At 72.8% G+C, this 20,257-nt stretch carries 18 protein-coding genes; 12 read left to right on the top strand and 6 right to left on the bottom strand.

All coding sequences use genetic code 11. The features are described 5' to 3' along the window. Positions 1–400 precede the first annotated feature (400 nt). The 5 genes from DEI93_RS13610 to DEI93_RS13630 all read left to right on the top strand — a co-directional run bounded on the left by DEI93_RS13610 (position 401) and on the right by DEI93_RS13630 (position 4,999). The gene (locus DEI93_RS13610) at positions 401–1,609 is read left to right on the top strand and encodes an MFS transporter (RefSeq protein WP_111119928.1); all 1,209 of its coding nucleotides are present in this window, start codon (positions 401–403) and stop codon (positions 1,607–1,609) included. A 267-nt stretch (positions 1,610–1,876) separates the two neighbouring features. Continuing rightward, the gene (locus DEI93_RS13615; protein WP_111119927.1) at positions 1,877–2,710 is read left to right on the top strand and encodes an aldo/keto reductase; all 834 of its coding nucleotides are present in this window, start codon (positions 1,877–1,879) and stop codon (positions 2,708–2,710) included. Positions 2,711–2,763: 53 nt separating this feature from the next. Continuing rightward, complete coding sequence (locus tag DEI93_RS13620; protein WP_146244421.1) at positions 2,764–3,357, top strand: hypothetical protein; 594 nt, start codon at positions 2,764–2,766, stop codon at positions 3,355–3,357. Positions 3,358–3,445: 88 nt separating this feature from the next. Beyond that, entirely contained in the window at positions 3,446–3,967 is a 522-nt protein-coding gene (locus tag DEI93_RS13625; protein ID WP_111010424.1) for a ribonuclease H family protein, read from the top strand. Positions 3,968–4,300: 333 nt separating this feature from the next. Continuing rightward, positions 4,301–4,999 carry a hypothetical protein gene (locus DEI93_RS13630; protein ID WP_146244420.1) on the top strand — a complete coding sequence of 233 codons (699 nt, stop codon included), beginning with the start codon at positions 4,301–4,303 and terminating at the stop codon, positions 4,997–4,999. Between the two features lie 14 nt (positions 5,000–5,013). Here the strand turns inward: DEI93_RS13630 and DEI93_RS13635 are convergent, their stop codons facing one another. Further along, positions 5,014–7,581, bottom strand: a complete 2,568-nt coding sequence (locus DEI93_RS13635; protein ID WP_111119925.1) for a DEAD/DEAH box helicase — start codon at positions 7,579–7,581, stop codon at positions 5,014–5,016. A gap of 141 nt (positions 7,582–7,722) precedes the next feature. Between DEI93_RS13635 and DEI93_RS13640 the strand changes: the two genes are divergently transcribed. Next, a complete protein-coding gene (locus DEI93_RS13640) occupies positions 7,723–8,751 on the top strand; it encodes an LLM class flavin-dependent oxidoreductase (RefSeq protein ID WP_181436056.1) in 1,029 nt (342 codons plus the stop codon). A 555-nt stretch (positions 8,752–9,306) separates the two neighbouring features. Continuing rightward, positions 9,307–10,170: an NAD-dependent epimerase/dehydratase family protein gene (locus tag DEI93_RS13645; RefSeq protein ID WP_111013161.1), complete on the top strand. Its 864-nt coding sequence runs from the start codon at positions 9,307–9,309 to the stop codon at positions 10,168–10,170. Positions 10,171–10,271: 101 nt separating this feature from the next. Here DEI93_RS13645 and DEI93_RS13650 read toward each other — a convergent pair whose 3' ends face one another. Then, entirely contained in the window at positions 10,272–12,026 is a 1,755-nt protein-coding gene (locus DEI93_RS13650; protein ID WP_258372255.1) for a DUF7059 domain-containing protein, read from the bottom strand. Beyond that, positions 12,023–12,445: an ArsR/SmtB family transcription factor gene (locus DEI93_RS13655; RefSeq protein ID WP_111026248.1), complete on the bottom strand. Its 423-nt coding sequence runs from the start codon at positions 12,443–12,445 to the stop codon at positions 12,023–12,025. Before DEI93_RS13655 ends, DEI93_RS13650 begins: the two co-directional genes overlap by 4 nt. Positions 12,446–12,562: 117 nt before the next feature. On the opposite strand from DEI93_RS13655, the gene DEI93_RS13660 reads away from it, so the two are divergent. Then, positions 12,563–13,852 (top strand): MFS transporter, encoded by a 1,290-nt coding sequence (locus DEI93_RS13660; protein WP_111119924.1) that lies wholly within the window; start codon positions 12,563–12,565, stop codon positions 13,850–13,852. Positions 13,853–13,974: 122 nt separating this feature from the next. On the opposite strand, the gene DEI93_RS13665 is transcribed toward DEI93_RS13660, so the two are convergent. Beyond that, positions 13,975–14,451: a TIGR02611 family protein gene (locus DEI93_RS13665; protein ID WP_111010429.1), complete on the bottom strand. Its 477-nt coding sequence runs from the start codon at positions 14,449–14,451 to the stop codon at positions 13,975–13,977. A 236-nt stretch (positions 14,452–14,687) separates the two neighbouring features. After that, on the bottom strand, positions 14,688–15,044 hold the full coding sequence (locus tag DEI93_RS13670; protein WP_111010430.1) for a TraR/DksA family transcriptional regulator: 357 nt from the start codon (positions 15,042–15,044) through the stop codon (positions 14,688–14,690). Positions 15,045–15,120: 76 nt separating this feature from the next. On the opposite strand from DEI93_RS13670, the gene DEI93_RS13675 reads away from it, so the two are divergent. Further along, the gene (locus DEI93_RS13675) at positions 15,121–16,167 is read left to right on the top strand and encodes an LLM class flavin-dependent oxidoreductase (protein WP_220037476.1); all 1,047 of its coding nucleotides are present in this window, start codon (positions 15,121–15,123) and stop codon (positions 16,165–16,167) included. A gap of 121 nt (positions 16,168–16,288) precedes the next feature. Next, complete coding sequence (locus tag DEI93_RS13680) at positions 16,289–16,786, top strand: DUF2510 domain-containing protein (RefSeq protein WP_111010431.1); 498 nt, start codon at positions 16,289–16,291, stop codon at positions 16,784–16,786. Positions 16,787–16,872: 86 nt separating this feature from the next. On the opposite strand, the gene DEI93_RS13685 is transcribed toward DEI93_RS13680, so the two are convergent. Then, positions 16,873–18,300 carry a maltokinase N-terminal cap-like domain-containing protein gene (locus DEI93_RS13685; protein ID WP_181436055.1) on the bottom strand — a complete coding sequence of 476 codons (1,428 nt, stop codon included), beginning with the start codon at positions 18,298–18,300 and terminating at the stop codon, positions 16,873–16,875. 127 nt (positions 18,301–18,427) lie between these two features. Here DEI93_RS13685 and DEI93_RS13690 point away from each other — a divergent pair, with 127 nt between their 5' ends. Continuing rightward, complete coding sequence (locus tag DEI93_RS13690; RefSeq protein ID WP_258368596.1) at positions 18,428–18,883, top strand: MaoC/PaaZ C-terminal domain-containing protein; 456 nt, start codon at positions 18,428–18,430, stop codon at positions 18,881–18,883. Positions 18,884–18,933: 50 nt separating this feature from the next. Further along, on the top strand, positions 18,934–20,250 hold the full coding sequence (locus tag DEI93_RS13695; protein ID WP_258372254.1) for a hypothetical protein: 1,317 nt from the start codon (positions 18,934–18,936) through the stop codon (positions 20,248–20,250). The last annotated feature ends 7 nt before the right edge of the window (positions 20,251–20,257 follow it).

The following is a 20,257-nucleotide window of genomic DNA, read 5'->3' on the forward strand; positions in this document are numbered from 1 at the left end:
GTCCGACACCGGAGTCGACCACAAGAGGAAGTGTTACACCCGTGTAGTTCTCCACAACAGTCCCCACAGGTGGGGCATTCCGGTGGAGCCCCTCGGAGGCCCGGATTTCCGCCAGTCTCCGCCCGGCCACCGACATCTGTGCACAACGGTGGAGGGCGTGTTCCACAGGGTGTGGGATTCGCGGTTCGGCGTGTCGCGCGTCGGGTCCTGGGCAATGCCCCCTCCCCCGTTGTGGAGGTGGCGGACGGAGGCTCCGACGTGGCAACCGACGACCGTCCGAGGCCCCGCCGGTCGTCGCCCCCGGGAGGTGCGCGACCGGCCATCTGTGGACGGCGGGCCGCTCTCCACGGCCCGTGTCGACCCTCCCGGCCGGCACCGTCGCGTCCGTACACTGAGGACGGTGAGCGCGTACGGGAACCTGCTGCGGACTCCGGGGGTCGGCCGCGTCATCGCGGCACAGCTGACCGCCCGGTTCCCCTTCGGGATGCTGTCGCTCGCGTACCTGCTCCACGTCGAGCGCGTGGCGCACTCCTACGGCGCCGCTGGGCTCGTCCTGGCGGCCTCGAGCATCGGACAGGCGATCGCCGGTCCGCTCACCAGCCGGTGGATGGGCCAGTGGGGGATGCGGCCGGTGCTCATCCTCACGACCTCGGTCTGTGCGGTGAGCATGGCCGCCGTCGCGTTCGTCCTCATGCCCGTTCCCCTGTACATGCTCGTCGGGTTCGTCGGCGGTCTCGCCGTGCCGCCCGTGCAACCGGCGGTGCGGACGATCTACCCGAAGATGGTGACGTCGGGGCAGCTGACCCCGCTGTTCTCGCTCGACGCGTCGGCGCAGGAGCTCATCTGGGTGGCCGGCCCCGTCATCACGACGTTCGTCGCGACGCAGATCAGCACCGTGCTCGCGATCGTGATCGCCACCGCGTTCCTCGTCGTCGGCGGCATCTGGTTCATCGCGTCCCCCGAGGTCGGCCGCGTGCGCATCCCCCGCTCGAAGCGCGCGTTCGGCACGGTGCTCCGTCGCCCGTCGGTGCTCGTCGCCACGTTCACCGGGTTCCTGCTCATCGGCGCGTGCGCGGCGGTGGAGGCCGGCGTGACGAGCGCGTTCGGTGACGGCAGCCCGAACGCGGGCATCGTGCTGGCCCTGTTCGCGATCGGGTCGCTCGGCGGTGGGCTGGCGTTCGGGCACCGTCCGATCGCGCCGAACGGACTGTGGATCCGGATGGTCATCGTCTTCGTGGGGCTCGTCCTCACGACGGTCCACCCGAGTTTCTGGTGGCTGTGCCTGACCCTGCTCATCGCCGGCGGCGGCATCGCCCCCGCACTCGCGGTCATGTTCGGCTCGGTGTCGTCGACCGTCAAGTTCAGCGACACGGCCGAGGCCTACGGCTGGATGGGGACCGGGCAGCTCATCGGCGCCGCGCTCGGGTCCGCGGTGGCCGGCTTCCTCATCGACGCGCACGGTGCCGTCGGCGGCTTGGCGGTCGGCGCGGTCACGGCCTTCGTCGGGGTGCTCGTGCCGCTGTTCGCCCGGCGGTGGTTGCCCGACCTCCGTGGGCGGGACGCGTCGCCTATCCCGGACACCGAGCCGGTCGACCTGCCCACGACCTGAGCCCGCCCGCACGCGGCCTGCCCGGGCCACCCGCTGGCCCCACTCCCCGCCGGCCCGCCTGTCCTCGACACCGCGGGCGTCGTCGGACAGGGGGGATGTCGTCGTATCCACGAGCATCTGCGCGCCCGCATGAACCGACGTCGCGGGCGGCGTCCGACAGCGGGGATGTCGAAAACCAGCGGGAAGCCAAGGGCACCAGCGGCACCAGCAGGAGGCCAGGGGCACCAGGGGAACCAGCGCAAGCGGCCGCGGGGCAGCATGGACACCATGGTCGATCCCGCAACCGTCCCCACCGTCGCCCTGCTCGACGGCAACACCATCCCCGCCGTCGGTCTCGGCGTGTACAAGGTCTCCGACGACGAGGCCGAGCGTGCCGTGCGCGAGGCCCTGCACGTCGGCTACCGGCACGTCGACACGGCCGAGATGTACGGCAACGAAGCCGGGGTCGGCCGGGCCCTCCGGACCGGAGAGGTCGACCGCGACGAGGTGTTCGTCACGACGAAGGTGTGGAACACGAACCAGGGGTTCGACGCGACGATGCGGGCGTTCGACGCATCGCTCGACCGGTTGGAGCTCGATCGGGTGGACCTGTACCTCATCCACTGGCCGGCGGCGGCGAACGACCGCTACGTCGACACCTGGCGAGCGCTCGAGCGGATCCGGACCGAGGGGCGGGCGACCTCGATCGGCGTCTCGAACTTCCAGGTCGAGCACCTGCAGCGGCTCCTCGACGAGACGGACGTGCTCCCGGCGGTGAACCAGGTCGAGCGGCACCCGTGGCTGCCGCAGACGGAGCTCATGACCTTCCACGCGCGGCACGGGATCGTCACGGAGGCCTGGTCGCCCCTCGGCCGCGGACGCCTGGTGGACGAACCGACCTTGGCGCGCATCGCGGCCAAGCACGACGTGTCCGTCGCGCAGGTGCTCGTGCGGTGGAACCTGCAGCAGGAGGTCGTGGTCCTGCCGAAGTCCGTCACGCCGGCGCGGATCGCGTCGAACATCGACGTCGGACGCTTCGGGCTCGACGACGACGACATGGCGGCGATCGCGGCACTCGAGAACGGGGAGCGCATCGGGTCGCACCCGGACCGCGTCGCCTGAGCGCTCACTCTTCCCGCGGGCAGGCCGTCCCCCGGACCCGTAGCGTCGCCTTCGTGACCGATCCTCGCGATGATCCGAGTGCCCGCGACCAGGTGACGCGCGAGCTCGAGCCCGGCGAGCGCCTGCTCTGGAGCGGTCGCGGCGACCCGTCGGTCCTGTTCACCGGGCGCGATGCGTTCCTCGTGCCCTTCAGCATCATGTGGTGCGCGTTCGTCACGTTCTGGCTCGCAACGGCGGTGTCGTCCGGCGCCCCGTGGTTCTTCGTCCTCTTCGGCGGGGTCTTCGCCCTGGTGGGACTGCACATGCTGCTCGGACGGTTCGTCGTCAAGTGGCACCGCAAGCGGGTCACGGCATACGCGATCACGGACCGTCGAGTGCTGGTCACGGCTGCGGGCCGGAAGCGTGAGACCCCGGTCCGTCGCACGGAGCACACCACGTCGTGGTCCCGCGACCGGAGGCACTGCAGCGTCGAGTGGACGAGCGTCGTCGCCGGAGGCACGTTCGGCAACCGAGCGGTGAACGCCCAGGTCTACCGGAACACCGGGCTCGACGGCCTGTTCGGCCCGCAGGAGCTCGCGTTCTGGGACGTCGCGGACGGTGATGCGCTCGTGGCCGCGCTGCGGACCGCCGAGCGCGGCCCCGCCTGATCGTCATCCACAGGTCGGCCGGGAGGCCCGGGGCACACCGCCGAGGTCGGGTACCGTGGTCCGGCACTCGCTAGCACCTGGAGGTCCCGTGACGATCGTCGCCGCCGCTGACGGCTCCGCCCTCGGCAACCCCGGCCCCGCCGGCTGGGCCTGGTACGTGGACGACGACCGGTGGGCCGCGGGCGGATGGCCGAGCGCCACGAACAACCAGGGCGAACTGACCGCCGTGCTCCAGCTGCTGCGTGCCACCAAGGCCACGGGCGAGCCGCTGCACATCCTGTGCGACAGCCAGTACGCCATCAAGGCCTGCACCGAGTGGCTCGCCGGCTGGAAGCGCAAGGGCTGGCGCAAGGCCGACGGCAAGCCGGTGCTCAACGTCGAGATCATCAAGGAGCTCGACGCCGAACTGCAGGGCCGGAAGGTCACGTTCGAGTGGGTCCGGGGGCACGTGGGCCACGAGATGAACGAGGCCGCCGACACTCGCGCCCGAGCCGCGGCGACCGCCTACCAGCGCAGGTCCGAGGTCCCGCACGGGCCGGGGTGGCCCGGGGTCGAGGTCACCGACCCCGCCCCGTTACCCGAGGCCACGCCGCCCGCGACGCTCTTCTGAGGGGCGACCCGGGGCGGCCTCGCCACCGGGACGACGGACCGCGATCCGCCCCTCCGCGTCAGGACCGCGATGCGCCCTCCGTTCGCCGGTTGTCCCGGTCGCGCGCGAGCCGTTAGGCTCCGGCTGACGGGGGGAGCCATGGGGACTCGTGCGATCGGCGGCGTTGCCGTCACGGCGCTGGCGGCGTTCGCGCTCGCCGGCTGCAGTGTGTTCGGTGCCGCTCACGGTGCAGCGCCAGGACCGCACCCGCACGGTCCACACGCGCACGGTCCGCACGCGTCGGCGAACCCGTCACAGCCAGCGGCAGGCACGACGACGGCTCCCGACACCACGGTGGACGAGCACGAGCCCGCGTCCCTCCCGCGCGGCACGGTGGTCGCCGAGACGGACGTCACGTCGCCCAGCGGCGACACATCCGCACACGTGCGCGTGGTCTCGGACGGTGACGGCACGTTCACCGCCGAGCTCTCGGGGTTCCGGACGACGGTGTCCCAGCCGATGTCGCTCGAGTTCCGCCCGAGCGTGGCGCACCAGGGGGACGGCTACGACCTCGCGTCGATCGGTCTGGTCCAGTGGGGCGCCGGTGGACAACCGCCGACCGTGGACGACCTGTCCGAGGCCGGGAACGACCCGAGCTTCCTCCGGAGCGTGGTGCTCGTCCCCGTGAACACCGACGCCGAGGCGGCCGCGAACACGATCCCGTCGTGGGCGAACCACGTCCTCGCCGCCGCGCCCCTGACCTGGCACGTGCCGTCCCCGTACCCCGGGTTCCACATCGGCACGATCGCAGCGGCGGTCCCGTACGCCTACGGCACGATCGTCCGGGACGCCACGGGCAAGCCGGTGCAGTACTTCGTCGCGCACGGGGACCGCGCGGTGACCGTGGCGAAGCGCCTCGGGATCACGCTCGCGCAACTGCGGTGGCTCAATCCGCAGAGCGGGTTCCACGAGCGGGACTGGCTCGACGAAGGCGACCTGCTCAACCTCGACCCGAACGGCCGGTCGGAGGCGGTCTCCCCCTCGCAGGGCTGACCGCCGGACGGACCTCAGTCGACGTCGACCTCGGTCCAGCCGTCGAACCGGCCGATCTCGGTGACGCGGACCACAGCCTCCCCGGCCTCGTCCGACGCGTCGAGGTCGACGGTCGCGACGATCCCGAAGTCGTTGTCGCCCTCGGGGTCGGCGAAGATCTGCCGCGCCCGCCAGGTCCGCCCGGGCCCGGCTTCGTCGAGCACGAGGTACCGCATGGACCGCGCGTCGGCGTCGGTGCCGATGCTGTCGTGCTCCGCGTAGTACTCCTCGAGCACGGCGTCCCAGGCACGCCAGTCGTGGCCGGCGGCGGCGTCGAGCTCCCCCAGGGCCTCGGCGTCGTCGAGCGCGGCGAGCTGCACCCGCCGGAACAGTTCGTTCCGCACGAGCACCCGGAATGCCCGGGTGTTCGTCGTCAAGCGGTTCGGCGCGGGCGGGGCGATCTCCGCTTCGGGCGCGTCCCCGACGAGGTGCGGGGCGACCATGGCCTCCCATTCGTCGACGAGCGAGGAGTCCACCTGCCGCACGAGTTCGCCGAGCCACTCCACGATGTCGGTGAGCTCGTCTGTCCGCATCTCGGTCGGGATCGTCTGCCGCAGCGCGCGGTAGGCGTCGGAGAGGTACCGGAGGACGAGCCCCTCGGAGCGCGAGAGGCCGTAGAAGCGGACGTAGTCGCCGAAGGTCATGGCGCGTTCGAACATGTCGCGGACGACGGACTTCGGGGACAGGGCGAAGTCGAGCACCCACGGCTGTTCCCGGCCGTACGCCTCGTACGCGGCTTCGAGGAGCTCCGCGAGCGGCCGCGGGTGGGTGACGTCCTCGAGGAGCTCCATGCGCTCCTCGTACTCGATGCCGTCACGCTTCATGGCGGCGACGGCCTCGCCGCGTTCCTTGAACTGCTGGGCGCCGAGGATCGCACGCGGGTCGTCGAGCGTGGACTCGACGATGGACACCATGTCGAGGGCGTACGTCGGCGACTCGGGGTCGAGCAGCTCGAACGCGGCGAGCGCGAACGGCGACAGGGGCTGGTTCAGGGCGAAGTTCGGCTGCAGATCGACGGTGAGCCGGACCGTCGGGGGCTCCCCGGGCCTCCCGGCCGGGACCCGCTCGATGACACCAGCGGTGAGCAGCGTCCGCGCGATCGTGAGCGCGCGGCGCGCGAGCGCGAACTGACGGGCAGGAGGCTCGTGGTTCGCGAACACGAGGTCGCGCACGGCGCCGAACACGTCGCCACCGCGACCGACCACCGCGAGCACCATCGCATGCGTGATGCGCATCCGGGACGCGAGCGGTTCGGGCTCGGCGGCGATGAGCCGCTGGAACGACGCCTCACCCCAGGACACGAACCCGTCGGGGGCCTTCTTGCGCTTGACCTTGTTCTTCTTCTTCGGGTCGTCACCGGCCTTGGCGAGGGCACGTGCGTTCTCGATGTCGTGCTCGGGCGCCTCGGCGACGACCGTGCCCTCGGTGTCGTACCCGGCTCGTCCCGCGCGACCGGCGATCTGGTGGAACTCCCGCGCGCTGAGTTGTCGCATCTTCGTGCCGTCGAACTTCGTCAGGCCGGTGAACAGCACGGACCGGATGGGCACGTTGATGCCGACGCCCAGGGTGTCGGTGCCGCAGATGACGGGCAGGAGGCCCCGCTGCGCGAGCTGTTCGACGAGCCGCCGGTACTTCGGGAGCATCCCCGCGTGGTGCACCCCGATGCCGGCGCGGATGAGGCGGGACAGGGTCTGGCCGAACCCGGCGCTGAACCGGAAGCCGCCGATGGCGGCGGCGATCTCGTCACGGCGTTCGCGCGAGGCGACCGTGATGCTCGTCAGGGACTGGGCGCGTTCGAGCGCCGCGGCCTGGGCGAAGTGCACGATGTAGACGGGCGCCTTGCCGTCCGACAGGAGCGCCTCGACGGTCTCCTGCACGGGCGTCATGACGTACTCGTAGTCGAGCGGGACCGGGCGGGACACCCCGGTGACGCGCGCGGTGACGCGGCCGGTCCTCCGGGACAGGTCCTCGGCGATCGCCTCGATGTCGCCGAGCGTGGCGGACATGAGCAGGAACTGCGCACGGTGCAGGACGAGCAGCGGGACCTGCCACGCCCAGCCGCGGTCGGGCTCGCCGTAGAAGTGGAACTCGTCCATCACGACGACGTCGACGTCGGCGTCGGGGCCCTGCCGGAGCGCGGTGTTCGCGAGGATCTCGGCGGTGCAGCAGATGATCGGGGCGTCGGCGTTCACCGAGGAGTCGCCCGTGACCATGCCGACGTTCTCGGGGCCGAACAGGTCGACGAGCTGGAAGAACTTCTCGGACACGAGCGCCTTGATCGGGGCGGTGTAGTACGACCGCTTGCCCTCGGCGAGCGCGGCGAAGTGCGCGCCGGCGGCGACGAGCGACTTGCCGGTCCCGGTGGGGGTGCTCAGCACGACGTTCGCGCCGGAGACGAGTTCGATGAGCGCTTCGTCCTGCGCGGGGTAGAGCGGACGGCCGGTGGACTCGGCCCACTCGGCGAAGGCGGCGTAGACGGCGTCGGGGTCACCGGCCGGCGGGAGCGCGGTGAGCAGGGGTGCCGGGGCGGTGACGTCGGTCATGGTGGGTCGATCCTCCCGCATCCGGCCTGGGGCGGGCGGCCACCAGCGTCACGAGCGTCGTCGACCGGGGTGTGGTCCGGCCGAACCGATCGCGCGTATTTCCATGCGAACGCAACGACCGGACGGGTTAGGCTCGGGTCCGTGCTGCGCGAACTCGGGTTCCTGTCCTTCGTCCCGAACCACGGCGGGCCCGCAGGGGCGGCCGCCGCGCTCGAGGACGGCCTGCAGCTGTTCGAGCACGCCGAGGGACTCGGATACGCCACGGGCTGGGTCCGCGGCCGGCACTTCGAGCCGTTCCTGACGAGCCCGATGACGCTCTTCGCGGCGGCGGCACAACGCACCCGTCGCATCGGCTTCGGCACCGCCGTGCTCGGCATGCGGTACGAGGACCCCATCCGGCTCGCCGAGGACGTCGCCACCGTGGACCTCCTGAGCGGTGGCCGCGTCGAGCTCGGCATCAGCACGGGGATCCCGCAGTCCGGGCCGGTGCTCGATCCGCTGTTCGGCGCGGTCGACCGTCCGTTCCGCGAGGAAGCGGAGGCCCGCGCGGCGCGGCTCCTCGAGGCCCTCCGCGGCGACGCCCTCGGCACGAGCGGCGGCGGGTACGAGAGCATCCCGGCGGGCAAGGACCTGGTCGTCGAGCCGCACAGCGCCGGTCTGCTCGATCGCGTGTGGTGGGGCGGCGGCAGCACGGGCACGGCGGTGCGCACCGCGGAGCGGGGGCTCGACCTCCATCTGTCGACGCTCAACACCGAGGACACCGGGGCGCCGTTCGCGGACGCCCAGGCCGCGCAGATCGTCGCGTACCGCGAACGCCTGGCGGAGGCGCACCCGGGTCGGACCGGCCGGGTCGCGATCGGTCGGATCGTCGTGCCGTTCGAGACCGAGGCCGACGCCGCCACGCACCGCGAGTTCATCGAGAGCTACGCAGCGGGCATGGACGACGAGGGTCGACCGCGCTCCGGCACCCCGCCGTTCCGGTTCAGCAAGGTGCTGGCCGGCGAACCGGAGCGGATCGTGGAGGCGCTGCTCGGGGACCCCGCGGTCGCCGCGACCGACCAGCTCGTGATCACGCTGCCCGCCAACGGCGACGCCGCGTCCCATCGTCGGATCCTGTCGCTCGTCGCCGACCGGATCGCGCCGCACCTGGGCTGGACGCCCGCCGCCTGAGCGACGCGGACGCCCGACCCGGCGACGGGGACCAGGACCGTCCGGCAATCAGGGAATGCCACTCGCCGGGGTTGACCTCGGCGGGAGAGGCGGCGTGGTGAGGACCCCTCCCCCGCCGAGGCGCCCATCCCGGCCCTGATCCGAACGGGATGGTGCGTCCATGATCGCATCGCGCTGTGCGTTTGTCACCCGTCAACAGTCCGATCGCGGAACAGTACGCATCCTGGCTGTTCTCCGTCGCTCCGCGGCCCGAACACGACGATGCGCCCTCGTGGAGACCACGAGGGCGCATCGACACACCGAAGCCGATGGGGCACCGACAGCCGGATCAGGAGGCTGCGGCGCGCTCCGAACGACCACGTACGGTGCGGGCGTCACGGTAACCAGCCGTGTCCACCGAGGTGCATGTTACTGATACGACCGCATCGAAAGCCAGATCACGCGGCCGATTCCCTGGGTGGAGCCGGAATGCGCAGGACCGGGCATGATTGGACGGGCGGCCTGGGGCCGCGACCGGGCTCCATGCCCGGTGGGACTCGACGACGAGGAGGCGCGATGACGCGCGTAGTGGTGACCGGTGGCAGCGGCAAGCTCGGGAGGGCCGTGGTGCGCGAGTTCGACGCGCACGGCTACGACGTGGTCCTGCTCGACCGGGTGCCGTCCCCGGACAAGCCCGAGGGCGTCGCCTTCGTCCGCACCGACCTGACCGACTACGGGCAGGTGCTCGGCGCGTTCATCGGGCTCGACGACCGGTACGACACTCCCGTCGACGCCGTCGTCCACCTCGCGGCGATCCCGGCGCCGGGCCTCGTGCCCGACGTCGCCCTCATCACGAACAACGTGACGGCGTCGATCAACGTGTTCCACGCGGCCAAGGCAGCGGGGATCAAGAACGTCGTGTGGGCGTCGAGCGAGACGCTGCTGGGGATCCCTATGGGCGAGCACCAGCCGCCGTACCTGCCGGTCGACGAGGAGTTCGCCGTCCGCCCGCAGTCCTCGTACTCGCTGGGCAAGGCCGTGGAGGAGGAGATGGCGCGGCACTTCACCCGCTGGGACCCGACCCTCAAGATGATCGGCCTGCGGTTCTCGAACGTCATGGACGAGACCGACTACCCCGCGTACCCGTGGGACGAGCAGCCCGAGGCGAAGATCTTCAACCTGTGGTCCTACATCGACTCGCGTGACGGCGCCCAGGCCGTTCGCAAGGCAGTCGAGAGCGACCTCACCGGGTTCGAGGCGTTCATCATCGCCTCGCCGGACACCGTCATGACGACGCCGACGATCGAGCTCGTCGAGCGCTTCGTCCCCGACATCCCCCGGAAGAGCGCGATCGACGGCGTCAGCTCGCTCCTGTCGTCGGACAAGGCCCGCGAGCTCATCGGCTACGACCCGCAGTACAGCTGGCGCGACGGCCGCTGAGCCGGTTCCGCGAGATCGCACTCGTCGCCGTTCTGACCACCGTCGGAACGGCGACGACTGCGATCTCGGCGGTGGGGGCGGGACGAGCGGGACCGAGCAGGTCAGGCGGGCGGGCGCAGGAGGCCGTCCTGCAGCAGGGCACGGACGCGCGGCAGCAGATCGGCGGTCAGGTCCTCGGCCCCGACGCCGGTGAGGTCCGCGATCGCCTCGACGATCGCCCGCACCGACAGGTCCCCGTCGCAGGCACCGACGAACGCGGCGAGCGCGGTGTCGGCGTCCACGCGCCGCGCGAACCCGCCGCCCTGCACGAGGGTGATCACGGTCGGGTCGTCGTTGCCCGGCCAGTAGTGGCGCTCCTCCGTCACGTCACCGGCGACCACGAGGTGCGCGCGCCCGAGGGCCTCGTCGTCGTGCCCGCGCGACCACGCGACGGCGTCGAGCGTCCGTGCGACGGCGGCGCCGAGGCCGGTCGGGTTGCTGCCGAGCGCGTCCGCGATCCGTTCGAAGCGCCGCAGCCGGGAGGCCCGCCCGCCGCTCGGCGCGCCGCTCGCCTCCGCCACGGGGTCCGGGCGGCGGACGACGACGTAGCCGAACCCGACGGCGGTGACGTGTCGGGCGGCGAAGTCGTCGAGCCAGGCGTCGACGAGGCGGTCGTGGGCGGGGGTGCCGGGTCGCGTGCCGCCGTCGCGGATCCAGGTCTCGGCGTAGCGCGCGGGGTCCTGCTGCTCGCGCTCGACGACCCAGACGTCGACGTCGCGCGCCGACGCGGTGTCGTCGAACCAGCCGCGGACACGGTCGAGCCCGTCCCGACCCCATCGGTACTCCCAGTTCCCGAGGAGCTGCGCCGTGCCTCCCGGCTCGAGGTGCTCGGCGAGTCCGCGCAGGACGGTCTCGACGAGGCCGTCGCCGATCATGCCGCCGTCGCGGTACTCGTACGAGGGGACGTCGTCGCGCCGGGGTGTGATGACGAACGGCGGATTCGACACGATGCGGTCGAACCGCTCTCCCGCGACGGGCTCGAACAGGGACCCGAGGCGGAACTCGATGCCGTCGAGCCCGTTGAGGTCGGCGTTGAACCGCGCGATCGCGAGGGCCCGCTCCGAGATGTCGGTCGCCACGACCTGGTCCGCGTGGCGACGCGCGTGCATCGCCTGGATCCCGCAGCCCGTGCCGAGGTCGAGCACGCGACGGACGGGGACGGGCACCATGAGGCCGCTCAGGGTCATCGTGGCACCGCCGACGCCGAGCACGTGGTCCTCGCCGAGCGGCCCGCCGAGGACGGCCTCGCCGAGGTCGGACAGGATCCACCAGCTGCCCGCGCCGGCGTCGTCGACGAAGGCGTAGGGCCGGAGGTCGACCGCTGGGACGACGTGGTCGCCCACGACGCGCAGGAGGCCCGCGGCGGCGAGCGCCTCGACGCCGGCGGTGGGCAGGGCCGCGTCGGCGTCGGTCCGGGGCACGGCGACGCCGAGCACGAAGCACGTGGCGAGCGTGGCGGTGGCGGTCGGTGCTGTGGCGGTTGGTGCTGAGGGAGTCGGCGCAGTGGCGGTCGGTGCTGTGGCGGCGGGTGCTGTGGCGACGGGCGCTGTGGCGGTGGGTGCTCGGTCGTCCGCGCTGTCGTTCGTGGCACCGGTCGTCATGCCGGCGCGCCGCCGTGCGTCCAGGGCCCGGAGCGCGGGGACGCGGTCGCCACGGTGCAGGGCGGCCGCGGCGTCCGTGCCCCAGAGCGCGTCCACGGCGTCGACGGTGTACCCCGCGGTGCGCAGGTCCTCGGCGAGCGCACGGGCGAGTGCGGCGTCGGGGACGATCCGGCGGGCGGGCGCGGGGGCGAGTTCGGGGGCGTGCTGCGTCGTCACGCGCGAGCCGGGGTGTGCGCGCCGGCGGTGCGCGGTGCGGGCAGCGGCGGCAGGTCCTCGAGGAGCACGGCGGGCGGGACCTGCCACGTGCGGACGAGGTCGAGCACGCCGGGGAACCGCGCGGCGATGACCTCGGTCCGGACGCGGCTGCGTCGTTCGAGGCCGTCCTGACGCTGCTCGAGCAGGCCGGCCTCGCGCAGGACCCGGAAGTGGTGCGTCAGCGTCGACTTCGGCCGGTCGATCCCCACCCATCCACAGGCCTGCTCGGATCCGTCGCCGTCGACGAGGTACCGGTGCAGGATGGTGAGGCGGATGGGGTCCGAGAGCGCTGCCATCACGCTCGGCAGCGCGATCGCGTCCGGGTCCGGCTGCGGCAGGAGCGGTGCCGGGGTGGGGGCGACGGCGACGGCTGCTGACATGCGCGGAAGGTTACCACCCAGTACTGGGCAGTACGACTCCGGTCGTACTGGGAGTACAGTACGAGTCTGCTCGTACTGCGACCGCGTGGCGCGAGCCCGAGGACCAGGAGGAACGGCATGGCACCGACGGAGCGCACGAGCGACCACGGACAGGCCGTGTCCACCCAGCCGCGACGCTCGGTCGTCGCCTTCTGGATCGTCGCGGCGATGATGTTCATCTCCGTCGCGTCGTCGGCCATCCCCTCGCCGATCTACCCCGTGTACGCGGCCGAGTGGCACCTGAGCCCGATCATGCTCACCGGGGTGTTCGCGATCTACGTGGCCGGGCTCCTCGTCAGCCTGTTGACCGCCGGCGCGCTGTCGGACCACGTCGGCCGGAAGCCCGTGCTCGCGGTCGGTGCGCTCGGTGTCGTCGCCGCGATGGTGCTGTTCGTGCTCGCGAACGGGGTCGCGATGCTCATCGTCGCCCGCATCGTGCAGGGCGTCTTCGTGGGCGTGCTCATCGGGGCCCTCGGTGCGGCGCTCCTCGATCACTCACTCGAACGGCATCCCGCCTTCGCCGGTGTCCTCAACGGCGCGGTCCCGCCCATCGCCCTCGCGGTCGGGGCGCTCTCGAGCGGCATGCTCGTCGAGTGGGCACCGCTGCCCGAGCAACTCGTCTACATCGTCTTCGGCGCACTGCTCGCGCTCGCGGCGGCCACCCTCGTCGTCGTGCCGGAACGGGTCCGCAAGCAGCCCGGCGCGCTCCGGTCCCTGCGCCCCACCCTCGGGATCCCGGCGTCGTCGAAGCGCCTGTTCCGCAGCGTCGTCGGCGCCCTCGTGTCGAGCTGGGCGCTCGGCGGGATGTTCCTGTCCATCGTGCCGTCCCTCCTGCCGGCGGTGTTCGGCGTGACGGACCACGTGGCCGCGGGCGGGTTCATCGCGGCGTTCGCTGGTACCGGTGCGCTGACGGGGGTCGTCATCCAGCGCATGGACGCCCGTCACGCGGTCGTGCTCGGCCTCGTGGCGCTCGTCGTCGGGCCGGTCGTCACGCTCGGGTTCGTCGTCGCGCACCTGCTCGTGGGCGTCGTCGTCGGCGCCGTGATCGCGGGCGTCGGCTTCGGGGCGGGGTTCCAGGCAGGGCTGCGGATGCTGCTCGCCACGGCGTCCCCCGCGCACCGGGCCGGACTCCTGTCGGCGATCTACGTCGCGAGCTACCTGGCGTTCGGTGCACCGAGCGTCGTCGCGGGGGTGTTCGAGCCGAGCGTCGGGATCGTGCCCGTGAGCGTCGCCTACGGCGGGTTCGTCGTGCTCGCGGCGGTCGTCGCGCTCGTGGCCCAGCTCCGGTCGCCCCGGACCGCTGCGCTCGAGCAGGCCGCCGCCGACGAGGTCGAGCGCATCGCGACGGGGACGATCCGCACCGTCTGACGCCACCCCCGACCTGGATCACGCCCGGTTGAACCGCGTTCCGTCGTGTTGAACCGCGGAACAACCCGGTTCAACAGGGCGAAGCGCGGCTCAACGCGGGAGGAGCCGCAGCGGCAGCGCGATCAGCGCGACGAGGCCCCCATCGACCGATGGGCGTCGTCGTGCGCCGCGTCCACCGACGCCTTGCCCCGGTCGGCTGCAGCCCGCATCCGCGAGGACGGCGCGTGCCGACGGACCCGATCCCAGAAGTCGTGCAGCTTCCGGCGCAGCCAGGTCGAGATGCGGTGGAAGAACGCGAACTCGCTCGACAGGATCGTCAGACCGATGAACACGACGAGCCAGCCCGGCCCGGGCAGGGGCACGAGCGCGAGCCCGATGATGATGACGAGGCCGCCGACGATCCCGACGAGGACGCGGTAGACGAAGTGCACGTGGGGCCGCGCGTGGATCCACGCTCGCACGTCGCGGAACCAGTGGAACCGATGTCGCTTCGGCGGTACCGGCGCCGCGACGAGCGCCTGTCCGGGGGCTCGCGCCGCTCCATCGTCGTCCGCGGCACGGGGGTCGGCCCCGTCGGTGTGCACGCGGTCGCCGTCCATGGCTCGAGGCTAGGAACCCCGGCTGGGAAACCCCGGGGGTGCGGCTGGTGATGTCCCCCCGCGACGACCGGGAGGCCCGGCACCGGACACCGGGAGCGGTCCCGCCACGAGCGACACCGGAGCAGCCCGGTCATCCCGCGTGCGACTCAGCCCACGTGTGCGACTCAGCCTGCGCGTGCGACTCCGCCCGCGTGTGCGACTCCGCCCGCGCGTGCGACTCCGCCCGCGCGTGCGACTCAGCCCGCGTGTGCGACGCAGGTCCGCGCCCAGGGGACGGCGGCGAGTCTCGCCTGCGGGATGGGCTCGCCCCCGACGAGGCACCGTCCGTAGGACCCGTCATCGAGACGATGCAGCGCGGCGTCGACGAGCTCGAGCCGTCGGCGGGCGTCGTCGCGGACCGCGCCGAGAGACCCGCGCTCCCAGGCGAGCGTGGCGCCCTCGGGGTCGTGCTCGTCGTCGCTGTTCGCACCGTCCCGCGCAGATGCGACGTCGTCCATGCTCCGCTCGACGGCACCGAGCAGTCGGCGTGAGCGGACCCGCTCGGCGAGCAGGGCCTCCCGGGCGTCGTCGTCCGTCCATGCGTCATCGGCCACCTGCTCGACGCTAGTGGCGGGACGGGCTCGGAGCGTGCCTCCCGGCCGGAATGCTCGCCGGGGTCCGTGCGTTCGCATGCACATGACGAAGAAGATCGGGTTCCTGTCCTTCGGGCACTGGCAGAACGTGCCGGGGTCCCGGGTGCGGTCCGCCCGCGAGGCTCTCGTGCAGGCGATCGACCTGGCCGTCGCGGCCGAGGAGGTCGGCGTGGACGGCGCGTACTTCCGCGTCCACCACTTCGCGCCGCAGCAGGCCGCGCCGTTCCCGCTGCTGTCCGCCATCGCGGCGCGGACGAGCCGCATCGAGATCGGCACCGGCGTCATCGACATGCGGTACGAGAACCCCCTCTACATGGCCGAGGAGGCCGCGGCCGCGGACCTCATCAGCGGCGGCCGCCTGCAGCTCGGCGTGAGCCGGGGATCACCCGAGACGGCGCTCGCGGGCTACGAGTCGTTCGGGTACGCGCCCGCGGCGGGGCAGACCGACGCGGACATGGCCCGGCAGCACACCGCGATCTTCCGCCAGGCGATCGCCGGGCAGCCGATGGCGAACGCGAACCCGCAGATGACCGGCCGTGAGGGGTCGCTGCCCCTCTTCCCGCTGTCCGACACGCTCCCCGACCGCATCTGGTGGGGTGCCGGCACCCGCGCGACGGCGGAGTGGACCGCGGAGCAGGGCATGAACCTCATGTCGTCCACCCTCCTGACCGAGGACACCGGCGTGCCGTTCGACGAGCTGCAGGCCGAGCAGATCCAGCGGTTCCGCGACGCGTGGGCCGAGTCCGGCTGGGAGCGCACACCGCGCGTCTCCGTGTCGAGGAGCATCATCCCGATCATCGACGACGAGTCCCGCCACTACTTCGGCGTCCGGGCGCAGGTGGAGGGGCAGGACCAGGTCGGGCACCTCGACGGCGGCCTCGCGCGATTCGGACGCTCGTACATCGGCGAGCCGGAGCAGCTCGTCGCCGAGCTCGCCCAGGACGCGGCCGTCGCGGCCGCCGACACCGTGCTCGTGACGGTGCCGAACCAGCTCGGCGTCGAGTTCAACGCGCGCCTGCTCGCCGGCGTCAAGGCCGTCGGGACCGAGCTCGGCTGGGACCGGGAGGCCGTGGGCGCGGCCTGAACGTACCTCCCGTCCGGTTTGTCCCCCCTTCTGCCGACACTCGTGCTGGGGCTGGGGCGGGTGGGACGCGCTTCGTAGGCTCGATCGCGTCCCACCCCTCCCAGGATCAGGAGACGTCCCCGTGTCACTGCCGGCTGCTGGCTGGTTCCCCGACCCCGCCGATGCGACGCGTCTGCGGTGGTGGGACGGTCGCACGTGGGGCAGTGCCACGCAGGCGCCCGCGCTGGCCGACCGGACACTGGCCCCCACGACGCCCGAGTCCGTCGCCCCGCACTTCTCGGTGACGTCGCAGGACCTCGACGAGCACGGCTGGGCGTGCGGATCCCGCACGGGATCGATCGCGCTCACCCCGGGCGGCCGGTTCAGCGTGCACGCCGCGCGGCGCTTCTGCCTGTTCGGCTGGGGCTCGCTCGCGCTGGCACTGCTCGCCCTGGTGGTCGACCCGTTCGGGATCGTCAGCCTGCTCGCGGTGCTCGCCGCGATCGTGGGCATCGCCCGCCCCCGAGCCACGGGGGTGTGGCGCGTCGCCGCGCGCAGCATGGCCTTCACGGCAGCCGTGCTCGGCATCATGACCCTGGCGCTCGCCGCGAGTCAGCTCACGGGCGCCGTTCCCGCATGATCCGGCGGGCGGCGGGTCCGGCCGCGGGCGGCACGGCAGGCCAGACGGCGCGTCAGGCCGCGGGCGGCGTCAGGCCGTGGGCGGCGTCAGGCCGCGTCCGGCGCGGACCGCTCGACGAGCCGGGCGACGGCCGCGATCGGGATGCCGATCCAGTCCGGACGGTTGCGCGCCTCGTACACGGCCTCGTAGACGGCCTTGTCGATCTCGAACGCATCGAGCAGGGTCCGCTGGGCACGGATGTCCGTCCCGGCCGCCGCGATGTACCCGTCCACGAAGGCGCGGCGCGCATCGTGCGCCCAGCCACTCGCATCGGTCGGGTGGTCGCCGTGCTGCAGGGCGCCAGCGACGTAGTCGAACGAGCGGAGCATGCCCGCGACGTCCCGCAGTGTGACGTCGGGGCGTGACCGCTCGGGCATCGGCCGGAGCGGCTCGCCCTCGAAGTCGAGGAGCACCCAACCCCGGTCGGGCGACGAGACCGCCTGCCCCAGGTGGAGGTCGCCGTGGATGCGCTGGAGCCGGGGCCATTCGAGACCCTCGGCGGCGTCGTAGATCCTGCGGATCGCGTCGGCGTGCTCCGCGACGGCGGGCACCTCGTCCGAGGCGACCTCGAGCCGCTGCCGCATCGACCCGACCGCCGAGGCGATCTCGTCGGTGCCGGCCGCGACCGTCGGGAGCTGCTCGGCGAGCACCGCGTGCACCTCGGCCGTCGCCTGCCCGAGACCGTGGGCCTGCTCGGTGAAGTCCACGCCGTCCTGCGCGGCCTGCAGCGCCACGCGCCAGGCGTCCTCGAGCCCCGGCAGGAACTCCTGCGCGAACGCGAGGTGCCCCGTCGCCGTGCCCTCGTCCCGCCCGACGTCCGGCCAGGTGCCCCGGAGCGCCCCGAACGACCTCGGCACGCGCGTCGAGCCACCTGCCGAGAGCGCGGCCTGGGAGGTCACGTCCGGGTTGTCGCCGTGGTGCAGGACCCGGAACACCTTGACGATGACCTGGCCGCCGCCACCGTCGACGTCGCAGATCACGGACGTGTTCGACTGTTCGCCGCGGAGCACCCGGACGGCGGTCACGGCGCCGATGTCGGCGAGGTGCTGCCCCTCCACGCTGGCACCGTCGGCGTGCACGGTCGCGCCGCCGTCGATCGTCCCGAGCAGCCACCGTGCGTACGCGGCGTCGTGCGGCCCGTCGTAGAGCCACCGTTCGCCGTCCGTGGCGATGAGGACCTCGTCGAGCGCGTCGACCGGCTCGGTCCGCACGGTGAGCGGCACCTGGTAGAGCACGGGCGTGCTCGGGGCGTCGTCGATGACGAGCTGCGTGCTGACCCGGACGCCGTCGACCTCCCCCTCGAGGGCGGCGATGAGCCGGAGCGCGGGGTCGAGGCCCTTCGCGGCGTACCAGCGCTGCCCCGCCATCCAGGCGGCCACGACCTCGTGGGTCAGGGCGTCGACCCGGCGGTCGTCGCGCGGCTCCGAGGTCGATGTCGGGTCCGTCGCGGCGGTGGTCGGGGCTGCGTCGCTCATGCGCCGGAGCGTACGCCGGACGGACCGGCGCGGTTCCCTGGTCCGCGCCGGGAGGCCGTGGTCGGCTCCGGCTGGCCCGGGACCGGGGCAGCGCGGCAGGTCGGAGCCCGCGTGGGACACTGGCCCCGTGCCGCACTACCTCGAGGACCTCGCCGCCGGACAGACCTTCGTGACCCCGGGTCGCACGATCACCGAGGCGGACGTCGTGTCGTTCGCGTCGTGGACGAACGACAACAACCAGGTGCACACCGATGTCGAGTTCGCGAAGCAGACGCGGTACGGCCAGCGCATCGTCCACGGCATGCTCGGCGCGTCCCTGTGCCTGGGGCTGATCGCCCGCACCGGCGTGTTCGAGGGCTCCGCCGTCGCGCTCCTCGGCATCGACGGTTGGCGGTTCACCGCGCCCGTGTTCATCGGTGACACGCTCACCTGCACGGTCGAGATCCTGTCCACCCGTCGCACGAGCTCCGGCCGCACCGGCATCGTCGAGCGCACCGTGACCCTCCGGAACCAGCACGGCGAGGTCGTGCAGACCGGACGCATGGACGTCATGGTCCTCACCCGCGAGGCCGCCATCGAGTGACCTCCCGTCGGAGCGCGCGCGCCCGTCGCGCCTCTGCGATCATCGAGGTCGTGCCAGCTCTGCCGACGCCCGTCAGCACGGCCGTCCACGGCGTGGGCGGGGCCTCCCGGCCGCGGCGGCTCGCCCGCCTGCTCCGGATCAGGCGGCTCGCCCGCCTGATCCGGATCGCCCTGGAGGGACGGCACAGCGGGTGGACCGCCCCGCTCCTGCTGTGGGTCGGCTCCCGTGCGGTGAGCACCGTGCTGCTCGTCGGCGTGCTGCTCGTCGGGGCCGCCGCCGGACACGAGCCGGAGGGCCACGGCGGCGCCCACGGTCTGCTGGCGTTCTCCGGATCCTGGGACGCGTGGTGGTACCAGACCGTCGCGGTGCACGGGTACCCGCGGTCCGTCCCCCTGGACCACCACGGGCACGTCGAGCCGAACGCGTGGGCGTTCCTCCCGGTGTTCCCCGCCGTCGTCCGTGTCGTCATGGCCGTCACCGGGCTGTCCTTCTGGGGTGCGGGCGTCGTCGTCTCCCTGTTCAGCGGCGCCGGCGGTACGGTCGTGCTCTACCGGCTCGTCCGCGCCGTCGCCGGGTCCCGACGTGCCCGGCGCGCCACGGCCCTGTTCGTGTTCGGGCCGCTCGGGTTCCTGCTGCAGGTGCCCTACGCCGAGGCGCTGTCCCTGCTGCTCGTCGCGGGCGCGTTGCTCGCACTCGTGCAACGTCGGTACCCGCTCGTGGCCGCCCTGGGCGTGGTCGCCGCGTTCACCCGCCCGGGCGCCCTCGCGCTGTCCGTCGCGGTCGCCGTGCACCTCGTCGCCATCGAGGTCCGGGCCGGTCGATCGCGCACCCGAGGCCTGCCCGCCCGACGGTGGATCCACCGCGTCCCCTGGACGACGCGCCTCGGCCTCGCCGCCACGGGGATCGTGGTCGCGGTGGCCGGTCTGGCCTGGCCGTTCATCGCGAGCGCGGTCACCGGGCGGCCGGACACCTACCTCGACAGCGAGCTCGCCTGGTGGACCGGGTACGTCGGCCACGTCCACTTCGTGCCGATGACCCCGTGGTTCATGCTCGCCGGACGGTGGCTCGGGAACGGCGGGTTCGTCCTGGTGATCGCCGTGATCGCCGCCGCGGTGTGGCTGCTCGTCCGGCGGAGCACGCGCGCGCTCGGGCCCGAGGTGGTCGGGTTCGTGGCCGCGTACGGGGTCTACCTCGTCGCGGTGTTCCTGCCACAGCAGAGCCTCGTGCGGCTGCTCATGCCCGCCGCGCCCGTGCTCGGGACCGACCTGTTCGTGCGGACGCGGCGGCGCACCGTCGTGCTCGCCGTCGTCGGCGTGGTGCTGCAGGCGATCGCGATCGTGCTCATCTGGTACATCGGGTTCCCGTGACCCGGCT

This window comes from Curtobacterium sp. MCBD17_035 (assembly GCF_003234815.2).
Taxonomy (GTDB): Bacteria; Actinomycetota; Actinomycetes; order Actinomycetales; family Microbacteriaceae; genus Curtobacterium.

Excerpts from the sequence above, each read along its gene's own strand:
- DEI93_RS13615 (WP_111119927.1), top strand. The coding sequence starts at position 1,877 with ATGGTCGATCCCGCAACCGTCCCCACCGTCGCCCTGCTCGACGGCAAC.
- DEI93_RS13635 (WP_111119925.1), bottom strand. The coding sequence starts at position 7,581 with ATGACCGACGTCACCGCCCCGGCACCCCTGCTCACCGCGCTCCCGCCG.
- DEI93_RS13645 (WP_111013161.1), top strand. The coding sequence starts at position 9,307 with ATGACGCGCGTAGTGGTGACCGGTGGCAGCGGCAAGCTCGGGAGGGCC.
- DEI93_RS13655 (WP_111026248.1), bottom strand. The coding sequence starts at position 12,445 with ATGTCAGCAGCCGTCGCCGTCGCCCCCACCCCGGCACCGCTCCTGCCG.
- DEI93_RS13660 (WP_111119924.1), top strand. The coding sequence starts at position 12,563 with ATGGCACCGACGGAGCGCACGAGCGACCACGGACAGGCCGTGTCCACC.
- DEI93_RS13665 (WP_111010429.1), bottom strand. The coding sequence starts at position 14,451 with ATGGACGGCGACCGCGTGCACACCGACGGGGCCGACCCCCGTGCCGCG.
- DEI93_RS13675 (WP_220037476.1), top strand. The coding sequence starts at position 15,121 with ATGCACATGACGAAGAAGATCGGGTTCCTGTCCTTCGGGCACTGGCAG.
- DEI93_RS13685 (WP_181436055.1), bottom strand. The coding sequence starts at position 18,300 with ATGAGCGACGCAGCCCCGACCACCGCCGCGACGGACCCGACATCGACC.